The following is a 15,565-nucleotide window of genomic DNA, read 5'->3' as shown; positions in this document are numbered from 1 at the left end:
TCATCGCCTTCTTTAACGTCCTAATTTTTTTAATACAACTGTAGCTAATGCATCAATAAATTCCGGCTTGGCATTCGGCATTTCCGGGCGGTAGTAGCTTGCGCCGATATCGTCAGTGACCACTTTGCATTCATAATCATTATCATAAAGCACTTCTAAATGGTCCGCGACAAATCCGACAGGGACATACACAAATGCCTGATATCCTTTTTGTTCAAATAAATCACGTGTTAGATCCTGTACATCAGGACCAAGCCAAGGATCAGGCGTGTTTCCTTCACTTTGCCAGCCGACAGCATATTCGGAAACGCCTGCGCCTTCAGCAATCAATTTCGCGGATTCATGAAGCTGATCCGGATACGGGTCTCCAAATTCTTTGATTTTTTCCGGCAGACTGTGTGCAGATACGATAAGCATCGCGTTTTCTTTTTCATTCTCAGGCATTGACGCATATGTTTCCTTCACTCGGTCAACCCAATATGTCACGAACTTCGGTTCATCGTACCAGCTTTCAACAGACGTAATCGTTAAGCCGCCGAGTTTTTCAGCCTCTTCTTTGGCACGTTTGTTGTAGGACTGCACGCTGAACGTGGAGAAATGCGGTGCCAGTACAATGCTGACTGCTTCTGTAATGCCGTCCTTATGCATCTCAGCCACAGCGTCTTCAATAAATGGCTCGATATGCTTCAGCCCGATATACGCTTTAAACGTAATCTCGTCCTGAATCTCATTTAAGTGCTGTTCAAGCTTGTGCGCTTGCTCTTCTGTGATTTTCGCAAGCGGTGAAATGCCGCCAATCGCTTCATATCTGTCTTTCAAATCTTGAAGCATTTCAGGTTCAGGCTTTCTGCCTCTTCTGATATGTGTATAATAACGTTCGATATCTTCTTCTTTATAAGGCGTGCCGTACGCCATCACGAGAAGCCCCATTTTCTTTCTACTCACTGTTTACACCCTCTTTAATGATCTGATACAAACATTTTGACAGGATATCTTCATGATACCAAAAGATACGCTTAGGAATATTGACCCATTTTCTTGTTTTGTGAATATTTATGGACAAATGCTGTCAGTTTTTTCAAAACCTCAGGGCTGACGTCAGGAAATACCCCGTGTCCCAGGTTAAAAATGAAGCTGTCCGATTTCATTCCTTGATCAAGTATTTCCGCCGTTTTCTTCTCAATGACGTCCCATGGCGCAAGCAAAATGGACGGATCCAGGTTGCCTTGCACTGTTTTGGTGATGCCTTTTGATCTGGCTTCATCAATGCTGAGTCTCCAATCCAGCCCGACAACATCGAGAGGAAGGTCATGCCAGTCACTTGCCAGATGGCTTGCGCCAACGCCAAACATGATCAGCGGCACATTCTCCTCCGCAAGCTCTGAAAAGATCCGGTTCATCACGGGTTTGATGTATGTTCTGTAATCTGCCTGATTCAGCGCGCCGACCCACGAATCAAAGATTTGAATCGCTTTTGCGCCTGCCTTAATCTGCGCTTTCACATACAAGATGATCATGTCGGCAAGCTTGGACATCAGCAGATTCCATGCATCCGGCATGCTGTACATGAAGGCTTTTGTTTTATTGTAGTTTTTCGACGGGCCGCCTTCGATCATGTAGCTCGCCAGGGTAAAAGGCGCACCTGAGAAACCGATGAGCGGGACGTTCAGCTGCTCATTGACAAGCAGTTTAATCGTCTCAAGCACGTACGGCACGTCCTGTTCCGGATCAATCTGGCCGAGTTTTTCAATGTCCGCCAGAGACCTGATCGGCTGATCAATCACAGGTCCGATCCCGTTTTTGATTTCAACATCCACACCGATTGACGGGAGCGGAGTCATGATATCTTTATATAGGATTGCAGCATCGACTCCGTATTGCTCAACCGGCAGTCTTGTGACATACGCACAAAGTTCGGGCTGATGTGTGATCTCAAACAATCCGTATTTTTCCTTCAGCTTACGGTATTCCGGCTGTGAGCGCCCTGCTTGTCTCATATACCATACAGGCGTGTGATCCGCTTTTTCTCCCCGTGCAGCTTTTAAGAACGTCTCGTTAAACGTTTCTCGTTTACTCATCTGATTTCCACCTTTCATACTGCAACCATACGTTCGTATTTCTTGACTTATTACACTATACCTTGTTTTAGGCAAATGGTATAGAAATGAGGCTCAAAGTTCAAAAAATCGCCGAATTCCATTATGAGGAAAACAATTTAGGCTGAACGTAATCGGTTCCTTCCCCTTCTCTTTTTGTCTGTGTATTATAAGGCACGACTTTATAAGAAGCGCCTGAAAACAAGTTGGCATAAGGAATTTCATAACTTCCCTTTCCTTCGACTGAATCAAGAAGTGTCTCCTTGCCGTCCTTGTTTACATAGATTCTGTATACAGCCCGGTCATCCTCTTGAGCGTCCCAATTTAATTCAATGGTAAAGAGCCCAGCAGCTTTAAATGTGTAATCCGCTTTCAGTGTTTTGACCGGCTCCAGCTCAATCGGGCTTTCGAGTTCTTTGACGTTTTTAGGCTTCGTAAACACATCACCGGTTTCTCCAGCCTGTGTCAAAATATCCTTAAACAGTCTTGTTGAATACGCGCTGCCGCCTTTTAAGTAATGGTTTTGATCCGTTTTGTCATAGCCCATCCAGACAGCCCCGGTTATTTTTGGCGTATAGCCTGCAAACCAGGCGTCCTTTGTCGCTCCGGAGACCCCTGTATAAGTCGTAGAACCGGTTTTCCCCGCCAAATCTCCGTGATAGGTGCCGGACGTTGCCGTTCCCTTTTTGACCACCTGCTGCAGCATTCTCGTCATATTCCAGGACGTCTGCTTGCTGAAAACCCGCTTTCCTTCTTCCTTATGATCGGCTATTGTTTCTCCGTCTTCATCTATTATGCTGGAAATAAAGTAGGGCTCAGTATACATTCCATTCGCGGCAAACGTATGAAACGCGCCGGCAAGCTGAAGCGGTGAAACGCCTTTTTCCAAGCCGCCGAGAGCGAGGGCAAGGCCTTCATCAGGGATATCAATGCCGTTTGCTTTCAAATAAGATTTTCCTGTTTCGACGCCGATCTCATTCAGCGTCCAGACAGCCGGCGCGTTTTTGCTGTACGTAATGGCGTCAGACATGGTCACTTCGCCCTCATACCGGCTGTCATAGTTTTTCGGCGTATAATCTCCGTAGGATTGCAGCTCATCCTTCAATAGAGAATATGGCTTAAATTTCTTTTCCTGCATCGCCGGTCCGTATACTGCAAGCGGCTTAAATGTGGAACCCGGCTGGCGGACAGCTGTGACGCGGTTATATCCTTTGGCTGTGTAATCTCTTCCGCCGATCGCCGCTTCCACACCGCCTGTCTTATTATTGATAAACACCGCGCTTCCTTCAGCATTCTGATCTGTTCCCGGATAATAGCTTCCCTGTTTCATCACTTGATAAGCCGTCTTTTGAAGCTTTGAATCAAGCGGCACCTTGATCGTGTATCCGCCTTGAAGCAGCTGCTCTCCGGAAATTGAGTACTTGTCCTCCGCCTCTTTAATTACAAGGTCGATATAGCTGTCAAACCATGGTGTTTCCGACTGTTTCTTCACGTTCAGCCCGAGCGTCCTCCCCTGAGCGCTGACAGCCTCTTTCGCACTGATGTAGCCTTGGTCATTCATCATGCCGAGAATCGTATCACGCCGCTCCTTGCTTTTATCAGGATGCAAAACAGGAGAATACGTGGAAGGCGCCTTCGGAATAGCGGCCAAAACCGCGCCTTCGGAAACGGTTAAGTCTTTTACTTCTTTATTAAAGTAATAATGGGCCGCCGCTTGTATGCCGTAGACCCCATGTCCGAAGTAAAGCTGGTTCAAATACATTTCAAGCAGCTTGTCCTTGCTGTAATCCCGTTCAAGATTGATCGCAATGATCACTTCTTTCGTTTTTCTTAAAAACGTTTTGTCGTGTGTCAGAAAAATATTTTTGGCAAGCTGCTGGGTGATCGTGCTTCCGCCTTCCACCTTTCCGCCAGCTAAAATATCGCGGTACACCGCCCTTCCGACAGACTTTACATCAATGCCGTGATGCTCATAAAACCTTTTATCCTCCACAGCGATAAACGCTTCTCTGACCTGCTTCGGAATCTCATTGATCGAGACCGGCTCGCGATTTTCTGTATACAGGCTCGCAACCTCATCACCGTTTTGATCAACAATTTTTGAAGAGGCGTGAAGGATCAGCTTTTTTTCATCTATGACATAATGCCCGAGAAAAATAATTGAAATATATCCTATTAAAGCGAGAAAAGCAGTTAACACTAAAATAATGATGGGTATAAAAAGTTTCTTTTTCTTTATCTTAAACATGGACTCACCTCGCCTTTCTAAGGGTAGTATGGGAAAAATTGTTTTGAATTATGTTCGAAGCACTCGCCAATAGAAACTTATACCATTGTTTTGATATACTAGCAAGCAGGAGGTGGCTGATATGAAGGTTTATATGACATATGGGACAGCCGATTTTTTAAAAACGATTGTGAAGAAGCATCCCTCAGAACATATCCTTTTGATGCAGGGGCAGGAAAACGCGATTTTGATTCACGAAACAAGCGGAGATACCATTTTCCAGGCGCCGCACGCTTATGAAGTCATTGACCAAGTCGGAGAGATGAAGCATCCCGGTTTCGCAGTTTTGAACAATATTGCCGTCACTCAGGAAGGTCGTCCTCTGTTTGAAAACAGATTTAAAAACAGAGCGGGAAAAGTCGAAAACGAGCCTGGCTTTGAAGCGATTCGTGTGCTCCGTCCGCTTGACAGTGACACGTATGTCATTCTGACCTTGTGGGAAACAGAAAGAGCCTTTCAAGACTGGCAGCAGTCAGATTCATACAAAGAAGCCCACAAAAAACGCGGCACGTCTGCCGGAATTGACACAACGTCGATCTTCTCCCGGCCTTCGTACGTCACCACATATTTCGCTGTCGAATAGCTGCCGGCATGTCCGGCAGCTTATTTATTTGGAGGAATGCAAAATGAAGCATACTTGCCCAGTCTGCGGGTTTAAGGGATTGACGGAACCGCCATATGATCATGAAGGCAATCATTCTCATGAAATTTGCCCATGCTGCGGTTTCCAGTTCGGATTTGATGATTACGAGATGCAGCGCGAGGATGGTTCATATTTAGATCCATCGGAAAGCATCGCCGCCTATAGAAACAACTGGCTTGCTGCCGGTGCTGTTATTTTTTCTCCTGATTGCTGCCCACCGCATCAGCAAAAAGAGCAAAAAGTCTTACAGCATGTTTTAACTGCACATCTCAAACATATCAATGTTCATCTTCCATCATAACCCAGCCTTCTGTCCCGGCACCTTCCGCCCGCCTATGAATAATCTGTAGGAAGCGGAAGGAGTGATTAGTGATGGAAGTCGGAATTTTGCCTGTCCATGTTCTGTATGTGTTGTTTATCGGTGCAATTATCCTATTTATGCTGCTGAGAAAAGACACGACATTTATTTCTCTATTCGGCATTTTTATCATATCGCTATGGGCCAGCCATTCACTTTCAGCTTCTGTCAGCAGTTTATTCCACAGCTTTATCTACGCGGCCGGCGAACTGCTGCCTACGATTTTCATCATTTGTTTTATCGTTTCGATGAGTGATTTGTTAACAAAAACAGGGATAAATGAAGCAATGATTTCTCCCTTTGCAAGCCTTGTGAAAGGTCCTGTGACTGCCTATTGGCTGATTGGCGGCCTGATGTTCGCCATTTCTCTCTTCTTCTGGCCTTCTCCGGGTGTCGCTTTGATCGGCGCCGTGCTGCTTCCGGCAGCTGCCCGCGCCGGTTTGCCGCCTATTGCCGCCGCCATGGCCATGAACTTGTTCGGACACGGTTTTGCCCTGTCAGGAGACTTCGTCATTCAGGCGGCGCCAAAGCTGACAGCTGATGCGGCAGGCATCCCCGTCGGTGATGTCATCTCAGCGAGCATTCCCCTTGTGCTGATTATGGGCGTGACCACAACAGCCGCGGCATTTATCATGATTCAGCGCGAGCGCAAAAAACAGCTGGCTCCAGCTTCTTTTTCCCCTTTACTTTCTGGCGAACAAGACACATCGCTGTACTTGCCAAAACGCCTGCGGTCCATACTGGCTTTTTTGATTCCGCTTGTCTTTCTTGCGGATATCGCCTGCATGGTCTTGTTCAACCTGCAGGGAAATGATGCGACCGCGTTAATCGGCGGGTCTGCGATCTGTATCCTCCTAACCGTTCATTTTCTCGTGTATAAACAAAAGGGACTTGAAAAAATCACTGGTTATTTTATTGAAGGATTCCAATTCGGCTTTAAGGTGTTCGGCCCCGTCATCCCGATTGCCGCTTTCTTTTATCTTGGCGACTCAGGTTATAAAAGCATCCTGGGCGCATCACTCCCTGAAGGCTCTCACGGAATTGTCAATGATCTCGGCATTGCGTTATCCCACATGATGCCTATGTCAAAGGAGCTTGCCGCGGCTGCTTTAACTGCCGCTGGAGCCATAACCGGCCTCGACGGATCAGGGTTTTCTGGCATTTCCCTCGCCGGCTCTATCGCCAAGCTCTTTTCATCCGCTCTTCATGCTGATCCCGCCGTTCTGACCGCACTCGGACAAATATCTGCCATCTGGGTGGGCGGCGGGACACTGGTCCCATGGGCGCTCATTCCCGCCGCTGCCATTTGCAAGGTTGATCCTTTTGAGCTTGCCAGAAAAAACTTCATTCCCGTCGCGATTGGCCTTTCAGTCACAACCATCGCAGCGATGTTTTTTCTTTGAAACAAGATGAGTTGAAATATTCAGACTTTTTATATACAATCATGGAAAAGCATAGAAAAGGGGGAAGCGGCTTTGTCCATATCCACACTGCAGAAAGAGATTAACAAACAGCTCGACAGCTGTTTTGAAGAAATGGTCGAGATCAGGCGCCATTTTCATATGTATCCTGAGCTCTCCTTTCAAGAAGAAAAAACCGCCGCATTTATTGCTTCCTATTATGAATCGTTAGGAGTCCCAATCCGCACGAACGTCGGCGGCAAAGGCGTTTTAGCATATATAGAAGGAAGCGAACCCGGTCCTGCCGTCGCTTTGCGGGCCGACTTTGACGCTCTCCCCATTCAAGATGAAAAAGATGTTCCTTACGCCTCTAAGGTGCCCGGTGTCATGCATGCATGCGGCCATGACGGCCACACGGCATCTCTTCTCGCAGTGGGAAAGGTCCTCCACCAAAACAGACATGAGCTGAAGGGAACTTTTGTGATGATCCACCAGCACGCGGAAGAATATTATCCGGGAGGCGCAAAGCCGATGATTGATGACGGCTGTCTCGAAAACGTGGATGTGATATTCGGCACGCACCTTTGGGCGACTGAACCGCTCGGAACCATTCTCTGCCGCCCCGGCGCCGTAATGGCGGCGGCGGACCGATTCACAATCAATATTCACGGGAAGGGCGGCCACGGCGCTCACCCGCATGATACAAAAGACGCCGTCCTGATTGGCTCGCAAATCGTTTCCTCTTTGCAGCACATTGTCAGCCGCAAAGTCAACCCAATTCAATCCGCCGTCATTTCGACTGGCTCTTTCATCGCCGACAATCCGTTTAATGTTATCGCAGACCAAGCGGCACTCATCGGCACAGCGCGTTCTTTTGACGACAATGTCCGCAGCATGCTGGAGAAAGAAATTGAAGCCGTTGTAAAAGGTGTGTGCAGCATGCACGGCGCATCCTATGAGTACAACTATGAACGGGGCTATCCGGCGGTTGTGAACCACCCTGCGGAAACGAGCCACTTGGCCGGCATCGCCAAAAACATAGAAGATGTTCAGCAGGTCATTGCCGGTGAACCGCAAATGGGCGGCGAGGATTTTGCTTACTACTTACAAAACGTCAAAGGCACCTTTTTCTTTACAGGTGCTGCTCCTGAACAGCCGGAGCGAGTCTATTCCCATCATCATCCGAAATTTGATATCAATGAAAAAGCGATGCTGACAGCGGCAAAAGTGCTTGCTGGGGCCGCGATCACCTATCACACGCTATAAAAAACAGCCGGAGTGTTTATTCTCCGGCTGTTTCCTTTCCTATTCTCAAATGAAAAACGTGTCTTGCTGTCTCGCCAAGCTGAGCAAGCAGCTTATAATTGGCAATGCCGCCGACTGCCGCACCTACTCCCGGCAACAGCTGAAAAAGCTTTACGACGTCGATATAATCTCGGTATTCCTGCTGGAACACTTTCCAGTCGATACTCTTTTTCTCCGTCTCCCAATTGTCAAGGACAGAAAAAAGTGATTTGCGGCAGTCATCACTCGAAAACGCAAGCTGAAATACAAGCAGCAAAAACATTCTTTCTTCTGAATCCTTCACATCAAAGCCATAAATTGAGGATAAGGTAAATAAACACTTCATTTTAATCGAAAGCAGCAGCGGAAAATCGGCAATGCCTAAAAAAATGCCGCCCGCTCCGGTGCCGACTCCCTCAGCGGCTGCCACCTTCTGATAAGATGCAATCGTTTTTTTCGCCAGTTCGTTCTTTTCACTGAGCGAAAGCGCGCTTGTATCCTTTTTATAGGCGATCATATTGGAGCCCGCCATCATCGCTTCCACCATTTTTTTCACACTCTCGGTGACGGCTGTATGGATTTTTTCGGGAATCCGTTCATTCACCTTCGTTTGCACACGCTTCGAAAAGCGTTCAAACATGGAATCTTTTCGCAAAAAATGCATTTTCCATTGAAGGGCTTCCTGCATCAGCAGCTGATTGTCTGTCATTTGACTTACCCCTTTTCAGTTCACAGCTTGCCATGTTTTTTCAGTCTGGTGGTCATATAAGACGGCAGAACAACAAAAATCAGAACCGCGGAACCGATCAGCGCGTACAGAAAACCTGTTATGCCGGCAGCATAGGCAGATGCAGCAGACATCAGCAGCGCTTGAATGCTAAGCGCTGTTTTTAATAAAGAGAAATAACTTTTCAGCTTCGTTTCTTTTTTCACAGGATAAAGCTCCTGAAGCGCCAGATGGTCAAAGTGGCCGAACAGCGGCAGCATCTGTACGCCCGTAATGAAAATGGTGAACACAGTCAAAACCCCTGCAATCAGCGGGCTTGCCGACACATACATAATAATCAGCGCGAAAATGACCGTTAATCTGACGAGAATGCCCAAATAATCACTTGAACGCAAAAAGGCGCGAGTGAACATGTAGGTAAACGTTTTGCGCTGCTCAAACGGCACGAGCCGCAGCAAAAAGTCGAGATACGCTCTCCGTTTCGCCTGCTTCCGTAAATGTGGCACATCGGTGAACAGGTTGGCAATCCGATAGAAACGCTGCTTCCGTCTCAATTCAGACTCAATATGGCTTTCCCATTTAAACGATTTTCGTTTTGCCGAGGAAGACATATACAGATAAAAAGCAGCCATAATGACATAGACCACAATCGCATACATATAAACAGATTGGAAAACAAAATAAAGAACAAGCGTATTCGCCGCAAAGCGAATGATCACATCCATCCGTTTCATGCTTCGGTCATGCTGGAAGGTCGTACGCCATTCCAGCACCTGATTCCACGCTTTCAGCAGCAAAAGCTGGACAAAGACCGCCGCATACGATACGAGCGAAGCTCCAGGTGCGACAGCGAAATATAGCGGCATTGCAACAAGGCTCAGTGCAATCAGCGGAAACAGCTGAGACACAAAACTGTAGACAAACGCTTGCTTTAAGTAAGGCTCCATTTTTGCCTCTAGCGGCAATAAGAAGACAAGGTCAGCCTCTTTCAAAAGCGTCCGTACATAAGAACTTGTCAGCACGAGCGAAAACAGTACAGCCATCACCCAGAAGGAAGGAAAGTGAGCGGGAATATCCCGCACCCATTTGCTGTACCAGTTTGCAGCGCCCGCGAGAAAAAAGATCAAAACAATGACGAGGTGATCGTTGAACATATATTTCATGTACATTCTTGTTTCTTTGATATGCTCCTGCAGCCGCGACTGCCAAATATCAAGCATATTATTCATGGCCGGCGTCTTCCTTTGTAAGCTCAAGATACAAATCGTCCAGCGCCGCGTCCTTCATTCCAAACTGCTCTCTGAGCTCGGACAGCGTGCCGCGCGCCCGCACCTCGCCGTTATGTAAAATAATAAACGAATCACAATATCGTTCTGCCGTTGCCAATATGTGCGTTGACATCAGCACGCTCGCCCCGCCCTTTTTCGCTTCATTCATCCGTTCAAGCAGCGCGTTAATCGCAAGCGGATCAAGCCCTAGAAAAGGCTCATCAATAATGTAGAGTGCCGGCTCTGCCAAAAATGCGCACATGATCATAACCTTCTGCTTCATCCCTTTAGAAAAATGAGCCGGGAACCACTTCAGCCTCTTTTCCATTCGGAATTCCTTTAAAAGCGGCGGCAGCCTTTTCTCCATCGTTTCTTTTGACAGGCCGTATGCCATGGCTGTTAATTCAAGATGCTCCATCAGTGTCAGCTCTTCATATAAAACAGGTGTTTCAGGTATATAGGTGAATTGTGAACGGTAGCCTTCCGGATCCTCAGCAAAGGTTTTTCCGTTTAATTCGATCGATCCTTTATGCGGGTCCATCAGCCCGATGATATGTCTGATTGTTGTACTTTTACCTGCGCCGTTCAGCCCGATTAAGCCGACAATTTGATTCGGTTCAAGGGTGAATGACACGTTTTTCAAAACCGGATTTCTTGTATATCCGCCGGTTACATCATTTACCGATAGCAGAGACATAGTTTCTCCCCTTATATTGTTTTTCTTCATAGTACCAAAAACGAAGCCTGATTTGAAACAATTCCCTTTTAACAAATGATGAATTTGCTGTCATAAAGAGACAAGGTTCTGGACATGATAATAGTCGTAGAGGAAAAGCATATCAACTGAAAAATGAGGTGTTTGTCAAAGACGTCTTAGATACAGTTGGATAGAAAATAAACATGTCCAATGCTCAAACCATTTCTCTTCACTGAATTGATGAATTCTTCATCTATGAAGCAAATTGTCAAATGAGGTGTTTATCGCAGGAATCGTTAGGCATTTAAACAAGTCTTCATTTTATTGACAAATGAGGTGCTTACCAAAGGCATATCACATTTTCTTCATATAAGCTCTTCCTCTGCATTCAGGGTGAACGCTTGCCGTTCATCCTGTTTTCTATTTTCTGCATTTCTGTGGTACGATGAGTGTATACATATCAACAATTTCATAAGGAGGAACCCTTTATGCATAGTGCAGAGAATTGTATCTTTTGTAAAATTATCGCCGGCGACATTCCGTCCGCAAAGGTGTATGAAGATGAACATGTGCTGGCCTTCCTTGATATCAGCCAAGTGACAAAAGGACACACGCTTGTCATTCCGAAAACACATATCGAAAATGTGTATGAATTTACGGATGAATTAGCAAAGCAATATTTTCACGCCGTTCCGAAAATCGCCCGCGCCATTCGGGATGAATTTGAACCGATCGGCTTAAACACGCTGAACAATAACGGCGAAAAAGCAGGACAATCTGTTTTTCATTATCATATGCATATCATCCCGCGCTACGGAAAAGGAGACGGATTCGGAGCGGTTTGGAAAACGCATGCTGATGATTACAAACCGGAGGATCTGCAGAACATCTCTTCCTCTATTGCAAAACGCCTGGCCTCATCATAAGATGAGGTTTTTTATTTGTGAACATTTCACAAAAATTCGTCAATTTCTTTTGACAATTCAATTTTTTTATCAAAAAAACTGAATTTTTGTGATAGGATAATTGTATTATTTTATACATTAACGTGGAAAACAGGGAGAGATCATGATGGAACGTACAACGAATTTTAACGCAGGTCCTGCAGCGCTGCCATTGGAAGTTCTGCAAAGAGCACAGAAAGAATTTATTGATTTTAACGAATCCGGCATGTCCGTTATGGAGCTTTCCCACCGCAGCAAAGAGTATGAAGCGGTGCACCAAAAAGCGAAAAGCCTTTTAATCGAACTGATGGGCATCCCCGAAGATTACGATATTTTGTTTCTTCAAGGCGGGGCAAGCCTTCAATTCTCAATGCTTCCGATGAACTTTTTAACACCTGAAAAAACCGCGCATTTTGTGATGACCGGCGCATGGTCGGAAAAAGCACTGGCAGAAACAAAATTGTTCGGAAATACGTCTGTCACTGCCACAAGTGAAGCAGACAATTATAGTTTTATTCCGGAGGTTGACCTTACAGATGTAAAAGACGGCGCGTATTTACACATCACGTCCAACAATACGATTTTCGGCACACAGTGGCAGGAATTCCCGAATTCCCCAATTCCGCTCGTCGCCGACATGTCCAGCGATATCTTGAGCAGAACAATCGATGTGTCCAAGTTTGACGTGATCTACGGAGGCGCTCAAAAGAACCTCGGCCCTTCCGGTGTGACAGTAGTCATCATGAAAAAAACGTGGCTGCAAAATGAAAATGCGAACGTTCCAAAAATCCTGAAGTATTCAACGCATGTCAAAGCGGACTCACTCTACAACACGCCGCCGACATTTGCGATTTATATGCTGAGCCTTGTTCTGGAATGGCTGAAGGAAAACGGCGGTGTTGAAGCTGTCGAACAGCGCAATGAACAAAAAGCGCAGGTTCTCTACAGCTGTATCGACGACAGCAACGGATTCTATAAAGGGCATGCCAGAACGGACAGCCGCTCACGCATGAATGTGACCTTCACGCTTCGCGATGACGAATTAACAAAAACATTCGTTCAAGAAGCAAAAGAAGCAAAAATGGTCGGCCTTGGCGGACACCGTTCAGTAGGAGGCTGCCGCGCTTCTATTTATAACGCGGTGTCTCTCGAAGACTGTGAAAAATTAGCTGCGTTCATGAAGAAATTCCAGCAGGAAAATGAGTAAAAAGTCTGGCTATGCAAACCGTTCGTTTGGTATACTGTTTGCATATCACATTCTTTAAGCCTTCGCAATAAATGGCGAGCATATTATTGGAGGGCAAAAAGCTTAGCAGAGGAGAGCATAGATATGAAAACAAAAGAGTTAGTCATTATGGCTCTGTTTGCCGCAATCGGCGCAGCGCTCCATTCCATTATTCCGCCCTTTTTAGGCGGCATGAAACCAGATATGATGCTGATCATGATGTTCATGGGCATCCTTCTGTTCCCGCGGGTGCAAAATGTGCTCGTCATTGGAATTGTGACCGGAATCATTTCCGCGCTTACAACCGCATTTCCGGCCGGACAGATTCCTAACATCATCGATAAACCCGTATCAGCGTTTCTGTTCTTCTTTCTGTTCCTCTTGTTCAGAAAGAGCCAGAAAACAGGTGCAGCCGCTGTGCTGACAGCGATCGGGACCATCTTATCGGGAATTGTATTTTTATCGTCAGCTTTATTGATCGTCGGTTTGCCTGGCGGTTTCGCCGCATTGTTCGCAGCTGTTGTTCTGCCTGCCGCTGTACTGAATACAATCGCAATGATCATTATGTATCCGATTGTACAAACCATTTTAAGACGTTCAAGCTTTATGGAAGCTGTTAAATAATCGTCACACAAAACCTCTTCCGCATCCGGGAGAGGTTTTTTTGAACAGAGAGCCCGCAGCATGTCTGCATGTTTTAAATGAAGAGTTTTGTGAAAAAGATAAGACATAGTGTAAAGGCGGTTCCGGTTGAACAAACAAGCGCTTTCTGCCGGATAACCTTCTTGGGCGGATAAGAAGCAGCCTGGCTGAGAAGTCTGATATAGTAAACAGCCCCTGAAGCGAAGGCGAGGGTGATGCAGGATAACACAATCATAAAGACAGACAACCTTCTCCCTCCTTTTCACTTAAAAAATATGCTAAAATAGAGCAAGCTATGTATAGAAGTTCAGGCTTTCAACAAAAATTGAAGCATGCTGAATGAATCCTATTTTCAAGAAAAAGACGGGGTGATTGTAATGGCGAGCGGACGTTCTCTATTAACAGGACTATTCGTAGGCGGCATCATCGGAGGAGCAGCAGTTCTTCTTACTGCGCCTTCCTCAGGAAAGCAGCTGCGTGAAAAAATGAAAACCAATTATGATTCTTTCGAAGAAACGATCAAACGCTTAAAATCAGACGGGCTTGCGTTAAAAGACCAGCTGATCAAAGCGGCAAAAGAAAGCACGGATGTCATTAAAGACGTGAGCGGCGAGCTCCAAACGTCCATTAAAAAATGGCAGGAAGAGATCAAGCCTCACCAGCAGGATCTGCAAAAAGAAATCGCTGATATTGAAGAGAAAATCAGACAGCTGGAGAAAACCTTACAAAACTAATATCCTATTCTAAAGAAAAAAACGCGGGCCAAATGTGGACCCGCATTTTTTTTTGCCCGAAAAAGCCTCTCACCGCAACGGATGGTGAATTTATTAAAAAATTCTTACATTTTCATCTTTATTAATCTTTATTTTATTGGCATAATAGAGAAAAAGAAAAAGAGAAGCAGGTGACGTAATGAATCGAGTGGAACCGCCTTATGATGTGAAAGAGGCTCTGGTCTTCACCCAGAAAATGGCTCAGCTTAGCAAGGCTCTTTGGAAATCGATCGAGAAGGATTGGCAGCAATGGCTCAAACCGTATGACCTGAATATTAATGAACATCATATTTTATGGATTGCGTATCAGTTGAATGGAGCTTCCATTTCTGAAATCGCGAAATTCGGGGTCATGCACGTATCAACCGCATTCAACTTTTCAAAAAAGCTGGAAGAACGGGGATATTTAAGATTCTCCAAACGGCTGAATGATAAACGGAACACATACGTCCAATTAACTGAGGAAGGCACTGAGGTTTTCTGGAGCTTGCTTGAGGAATTTGATCCGACTCGCAACGCGGTTTTTAAAGGTTCACAGCCTCTGTATCATTTATTCGGAAAATTCCCTGAAGTGGCAGAAATGATGTGTATGATACGCCATATCTACGGCGATGATTTTATGGAAATTTTCGAAACGTCACTCACCAATATTGACAATGACTTTGAAAGCGTCAACGGAAAACTGAAGAAAAAAGCTAAAGACAGTGCGGCGGATGAACCGGCAGAAGAGCTCGAACCAGTAAACAGTTAATCAAAGTGCTTCATGATGCCGATAAAGACTTCCATCAGCTCTTGATAAAGCCCCTGCTCATACAGGGCAAAAATCGTTTCATGAACATCTAATTTTTCATTCAGCTGTCCGGCAAAAAGCGCAAGGAGCTTATCGAAGGTTACAAATCCTTGCGCTTTTTGTGCTGCCAGCTCTTCCGACAATTCAACGCATATCCTCATGACCTCTTCCCCTTCTTCCCTGCTCAGCCCTTTGTCAATCAGAAGCGCATAGAAAGGGTACCTGTCCATATCTACTGTTTTCACTAATAATTGTATGTAATATTCTAATCGCTCAATGCGATGATCCATCGAATCCATCCACACCACTTCTTTCTATCTTTAATCTTATTTTAGCTGATAATTGACTGAGAAGAAAGTTCTAACCCCATATTTCGCAGTTTGTTTGCCTGTTTCAAAAAAATACCTGCCCGATGATATTTTTTCTTGAAA

General features: G+C 45.6%; 17 protein-coding genes. 9 read left to right on the top strand and 8 right to left on the bottom strand.

The features are described 5' to 3' along the window. Nucleotides 1–12 precede the first annotated feature (12 nt). The 3 genes from hemH to EFK13_RS05725 form a co-directional block, all read right to left on the bottom strand. On the bottom strand, nt 13–945 hold the full coding sequence (gene hemH, locus EFK13_RS05735) for a ferrochelatase (RefSeq protein WP_129506200.1): 933 nt from the start codon (nt 943–945) through the stop codon (nt 13–15). A gap of 71 nt (nt 946–1,016) precedes the next feature. Then, nucleotides 1,017–2,078 carry a uroporphyrinogen decarboxylase gene (hemE, locus tag EFK13_RS05730; RefSeq protein ID WP_129506201.1) on the bottom strand — a complete coding sequence of 354 codons (1,062 nt, stop codon included), beginning with the start codon at nt 2,076–2,078 and terminating at the stop codon, nt 1,017–1,019. 121 nt (nt 2,079–2,199) lie between these two features. Beyond that, nucleotides 2,200–4,344 (bottom strand): transglycosylase domain-containing protein, encoded by a 2,145-nt coding sequence (locus tag EFK13_RS05725; RefSeq protein WP_129506202.1) that lies wholly within the window; start codon nt 4,342–4,344, stop codon nt 2,200–2,202. A gap of 121 nt (nt 4,345–4,465) precedes the next feature. Between EFK13_RS05725 and hmoB the strand changes: the two genes are divergently transcribed. From hmoB to EFK13_RS05705, 4 genes are all read left to right on the top strand, one after another. Continuing rightward, a complete protein-coding gene (gene hmoB, locus EFK13_RS05720) occupies nt 4,466–4,966 on the top strand; it encodes a heme-degrading oxygenase HmoB (RefSeq protein ID WP_129506203.1) in 501 nt (166 codons plus the stop codon). Nucleotides 4,967–5,009: 43 nt separating this feature from the next. Then, complete coding sequence (locus EFK13_RS05715) at nt 5,010–5,327, top strand: hypothetical protein (RefSeq protein WP_129506204.1); 318 nt, start codon at nt 5,010–5,012, stop codon at nt 5,325–5,327. A 68-nt stretch (nt 5,328–5,395) separates the two neighbouring features. Next, on the top strand, nt 5,396–6,787 hold the full coding sequence (locus tag EFK13_RS05710; protein WP_129506205.1) for a hypothetical protein: 1,392 nt from the start codon (nt 5,396–5,398) through the stop codon (nt 6,785–6,787). A 72-nt stretch (nt 6,788–6,859) separates the two neighbouring features. Beyond that, nucleotides 6,860–8,050 carry a M20 family metallopeptidase gene (locus EFK13_RS05705; protein ID WP_129506206.1) on the top strand — a complete coding sequence of 397 codons (1,191 nt, stop codon included), beginning with the start codon at nt 6,860–6,862 and terminating at the stop codon, nt 8,048–8,050. A gap of 16 nt (nt 8,051–8,066) precedes the next feature. Here EFK13_RS05705 and EFK13_RS05700 read toward each other — a convergent pair whose 3' ends face one another. The 3 genes from EFK13_RS05700 to ecsA are packed head-to-tail and all read right to left on the bottom strand — an operon-like array spanning nt 8,067 to nt 10,760. Beyond that, complete coding sequence (locus tag EFK13_RS05700) at nt 8,067–8,777, bottom strand: EcsC family protein (RefSeq protein WP_129506207.1); 711 nt, start codon at nt 8,775–8,777, stop codon at nt 8,067–8,069. Nucleotides 8,778–8,797: 20 nt separating this feature from the next. Beyond that, nucleotides 8,798–10,024 carry an ABC transporter permease gene (locus tag EFK13_RS05695; protein WP_129506208.1) on the bottom strand — a complete coding sequence of 409 codons (1,227 nt, stop codon included), beginning with the start codon at nt 10,022–10,024 and terminating at the stop codon, nt 8,798–8,800. After that, entirely contained in the window at nt 10,017–10,760 is a 744-nt protein-coding gene (gene ecsA, locus EFK13_RS05690) for an ABC transporter ATP-binding protein EcsA (RefSeq protein WP_064813522.1), read from the bottom strand. The genes EFK13_RS05695 and ecsA overlap by 8 nt, the downstream gene beginning before the upstream one ends. A gap of 488 nt (nt 10,761–11,248) precedes the next feature. On the opposite strand from ecsA, the gene EFK13_RS05685 reads away from it, so the two are divergent. The 3 genes from EFK13_RS05685 to trpP all read left to right on the top strand — a co-directional run bounded on the left by EFK13_RS05685 (nt 11,249) and on the right by trpP (nt 13,553). Next, nucleotides 11,249–11,686, top strand: coding sequence for an HIT family protein (locus EFK13_RS05685; protein WP_003239494.1), 438 nt, complete (start codon nt 11,249–11,251; stop codon nt 11,684–11,686). 145 nt (nt 11,687–11,831) lie between these two features. Next, the gene (gene serC, locus EFK13_RS05680) at nt 11,832–12,911 is read left to right on the top strand and encodes a 3-phosphoserine/phosphohydroxythreonine transaminase (RefSeq protein WP_129506254.1); all 1,080 of its coding nucleotides are present in this window, start codon (nt 11,832–11,834) and stop codon (nt 12,909–12,911) included. A gap of 123 nt (nt 12,912–13,034) precedes the next feature. Further along, nucleotides 13,035–13,553: a tryptophan transporter TrpP gene (gene trpP / locus EFK13_RS05675; RefSeq protein WP_129506209.1), complete on the top strand. Its 519-nt coding sequence runs from the start codon at nt 13,035–13,037 to the stop codon at nt 13,551–13,553. Nucleotides 13,554–13,626: 73 nt separating this feature from the next. On the opposite strand, the gene yhzF is transcribed toward trpP, so the two are convergent. Further along, nucleotides 13,627–13,818: a membrane protein YhzF gene (yhzF, locus tag EFK13_RS05670; RefSeq protein ID WP_129506210.1), complete on the bottom strand. Its 192-nt coding sequence runs from the start codon at nt 13,816–13,818 to the stop codon at nt 13,627–13,629. A 130-nt stretch (nt 13,819–13,948) separates the two neighbouring features. Between yhzF and EFK13_RS05665 the strand changes: the two genes are divergently transcribed. Both EFK13_RS05665 and EFK13_RS05660 read left to right on the top strand, forming a co-directional pair. Further along, the gene (locus tag EFK13_RS05665) at nt 13,949–14,305 is read left to right on the top strand and encodes a YtxH domain-containing protein (RefSeq protein ID WP_064813628.1); all 357 of its coding nucleotides are present in this window, start codon (nt 13,949–13,951) and stop codon (nt 14,303–14,305) included. Nucleotides 14,306–14,483: 178 nt separating this feature from the next. Then, entirely contained in the window at nt 14,484–15,095 is a 612-nt protein-coding gene (locus EFK13_RS05660; protein ID WP_003239501.1) for an HTH-type transcriptional regulator Hpr, read from the top strand. Here EFK13_RS05660 and EFK13_RS05655 read toward each other — a convergent pair. Beyond that, nucleotides 15,092–15,433, bottom strand: a complete 342-nt coding sequence (locus EFK13_RS05655) for a YhaI family protein (RefSeq protein ID WP_064813526.1) — start codon at nt 15,431–15,433, stop codon at nt 15,092–15,094. The two genes, EFK13_RS05660 and EFK13_RS05655, sit on opposite strands and share 4 nt — an antisense overlap. Nucleotides 15,434–15,565 lie beyond the last annotated feature (132 nt).

Origin of the sequence: Bacillus cabrialesii, from assembly GCF_004124315.2 — a bacterium.
Taxonomy (GTDB): Bacteria; Bacillota; Bacilli; order Bacillales; family Bacillaceae; genus Bacillus; species Bacillus cabrialesii.
Note: the sequence above shows the minus strand (reverse complement) of the source record. Positions and strands in the feature narration are given on the sequence as shown.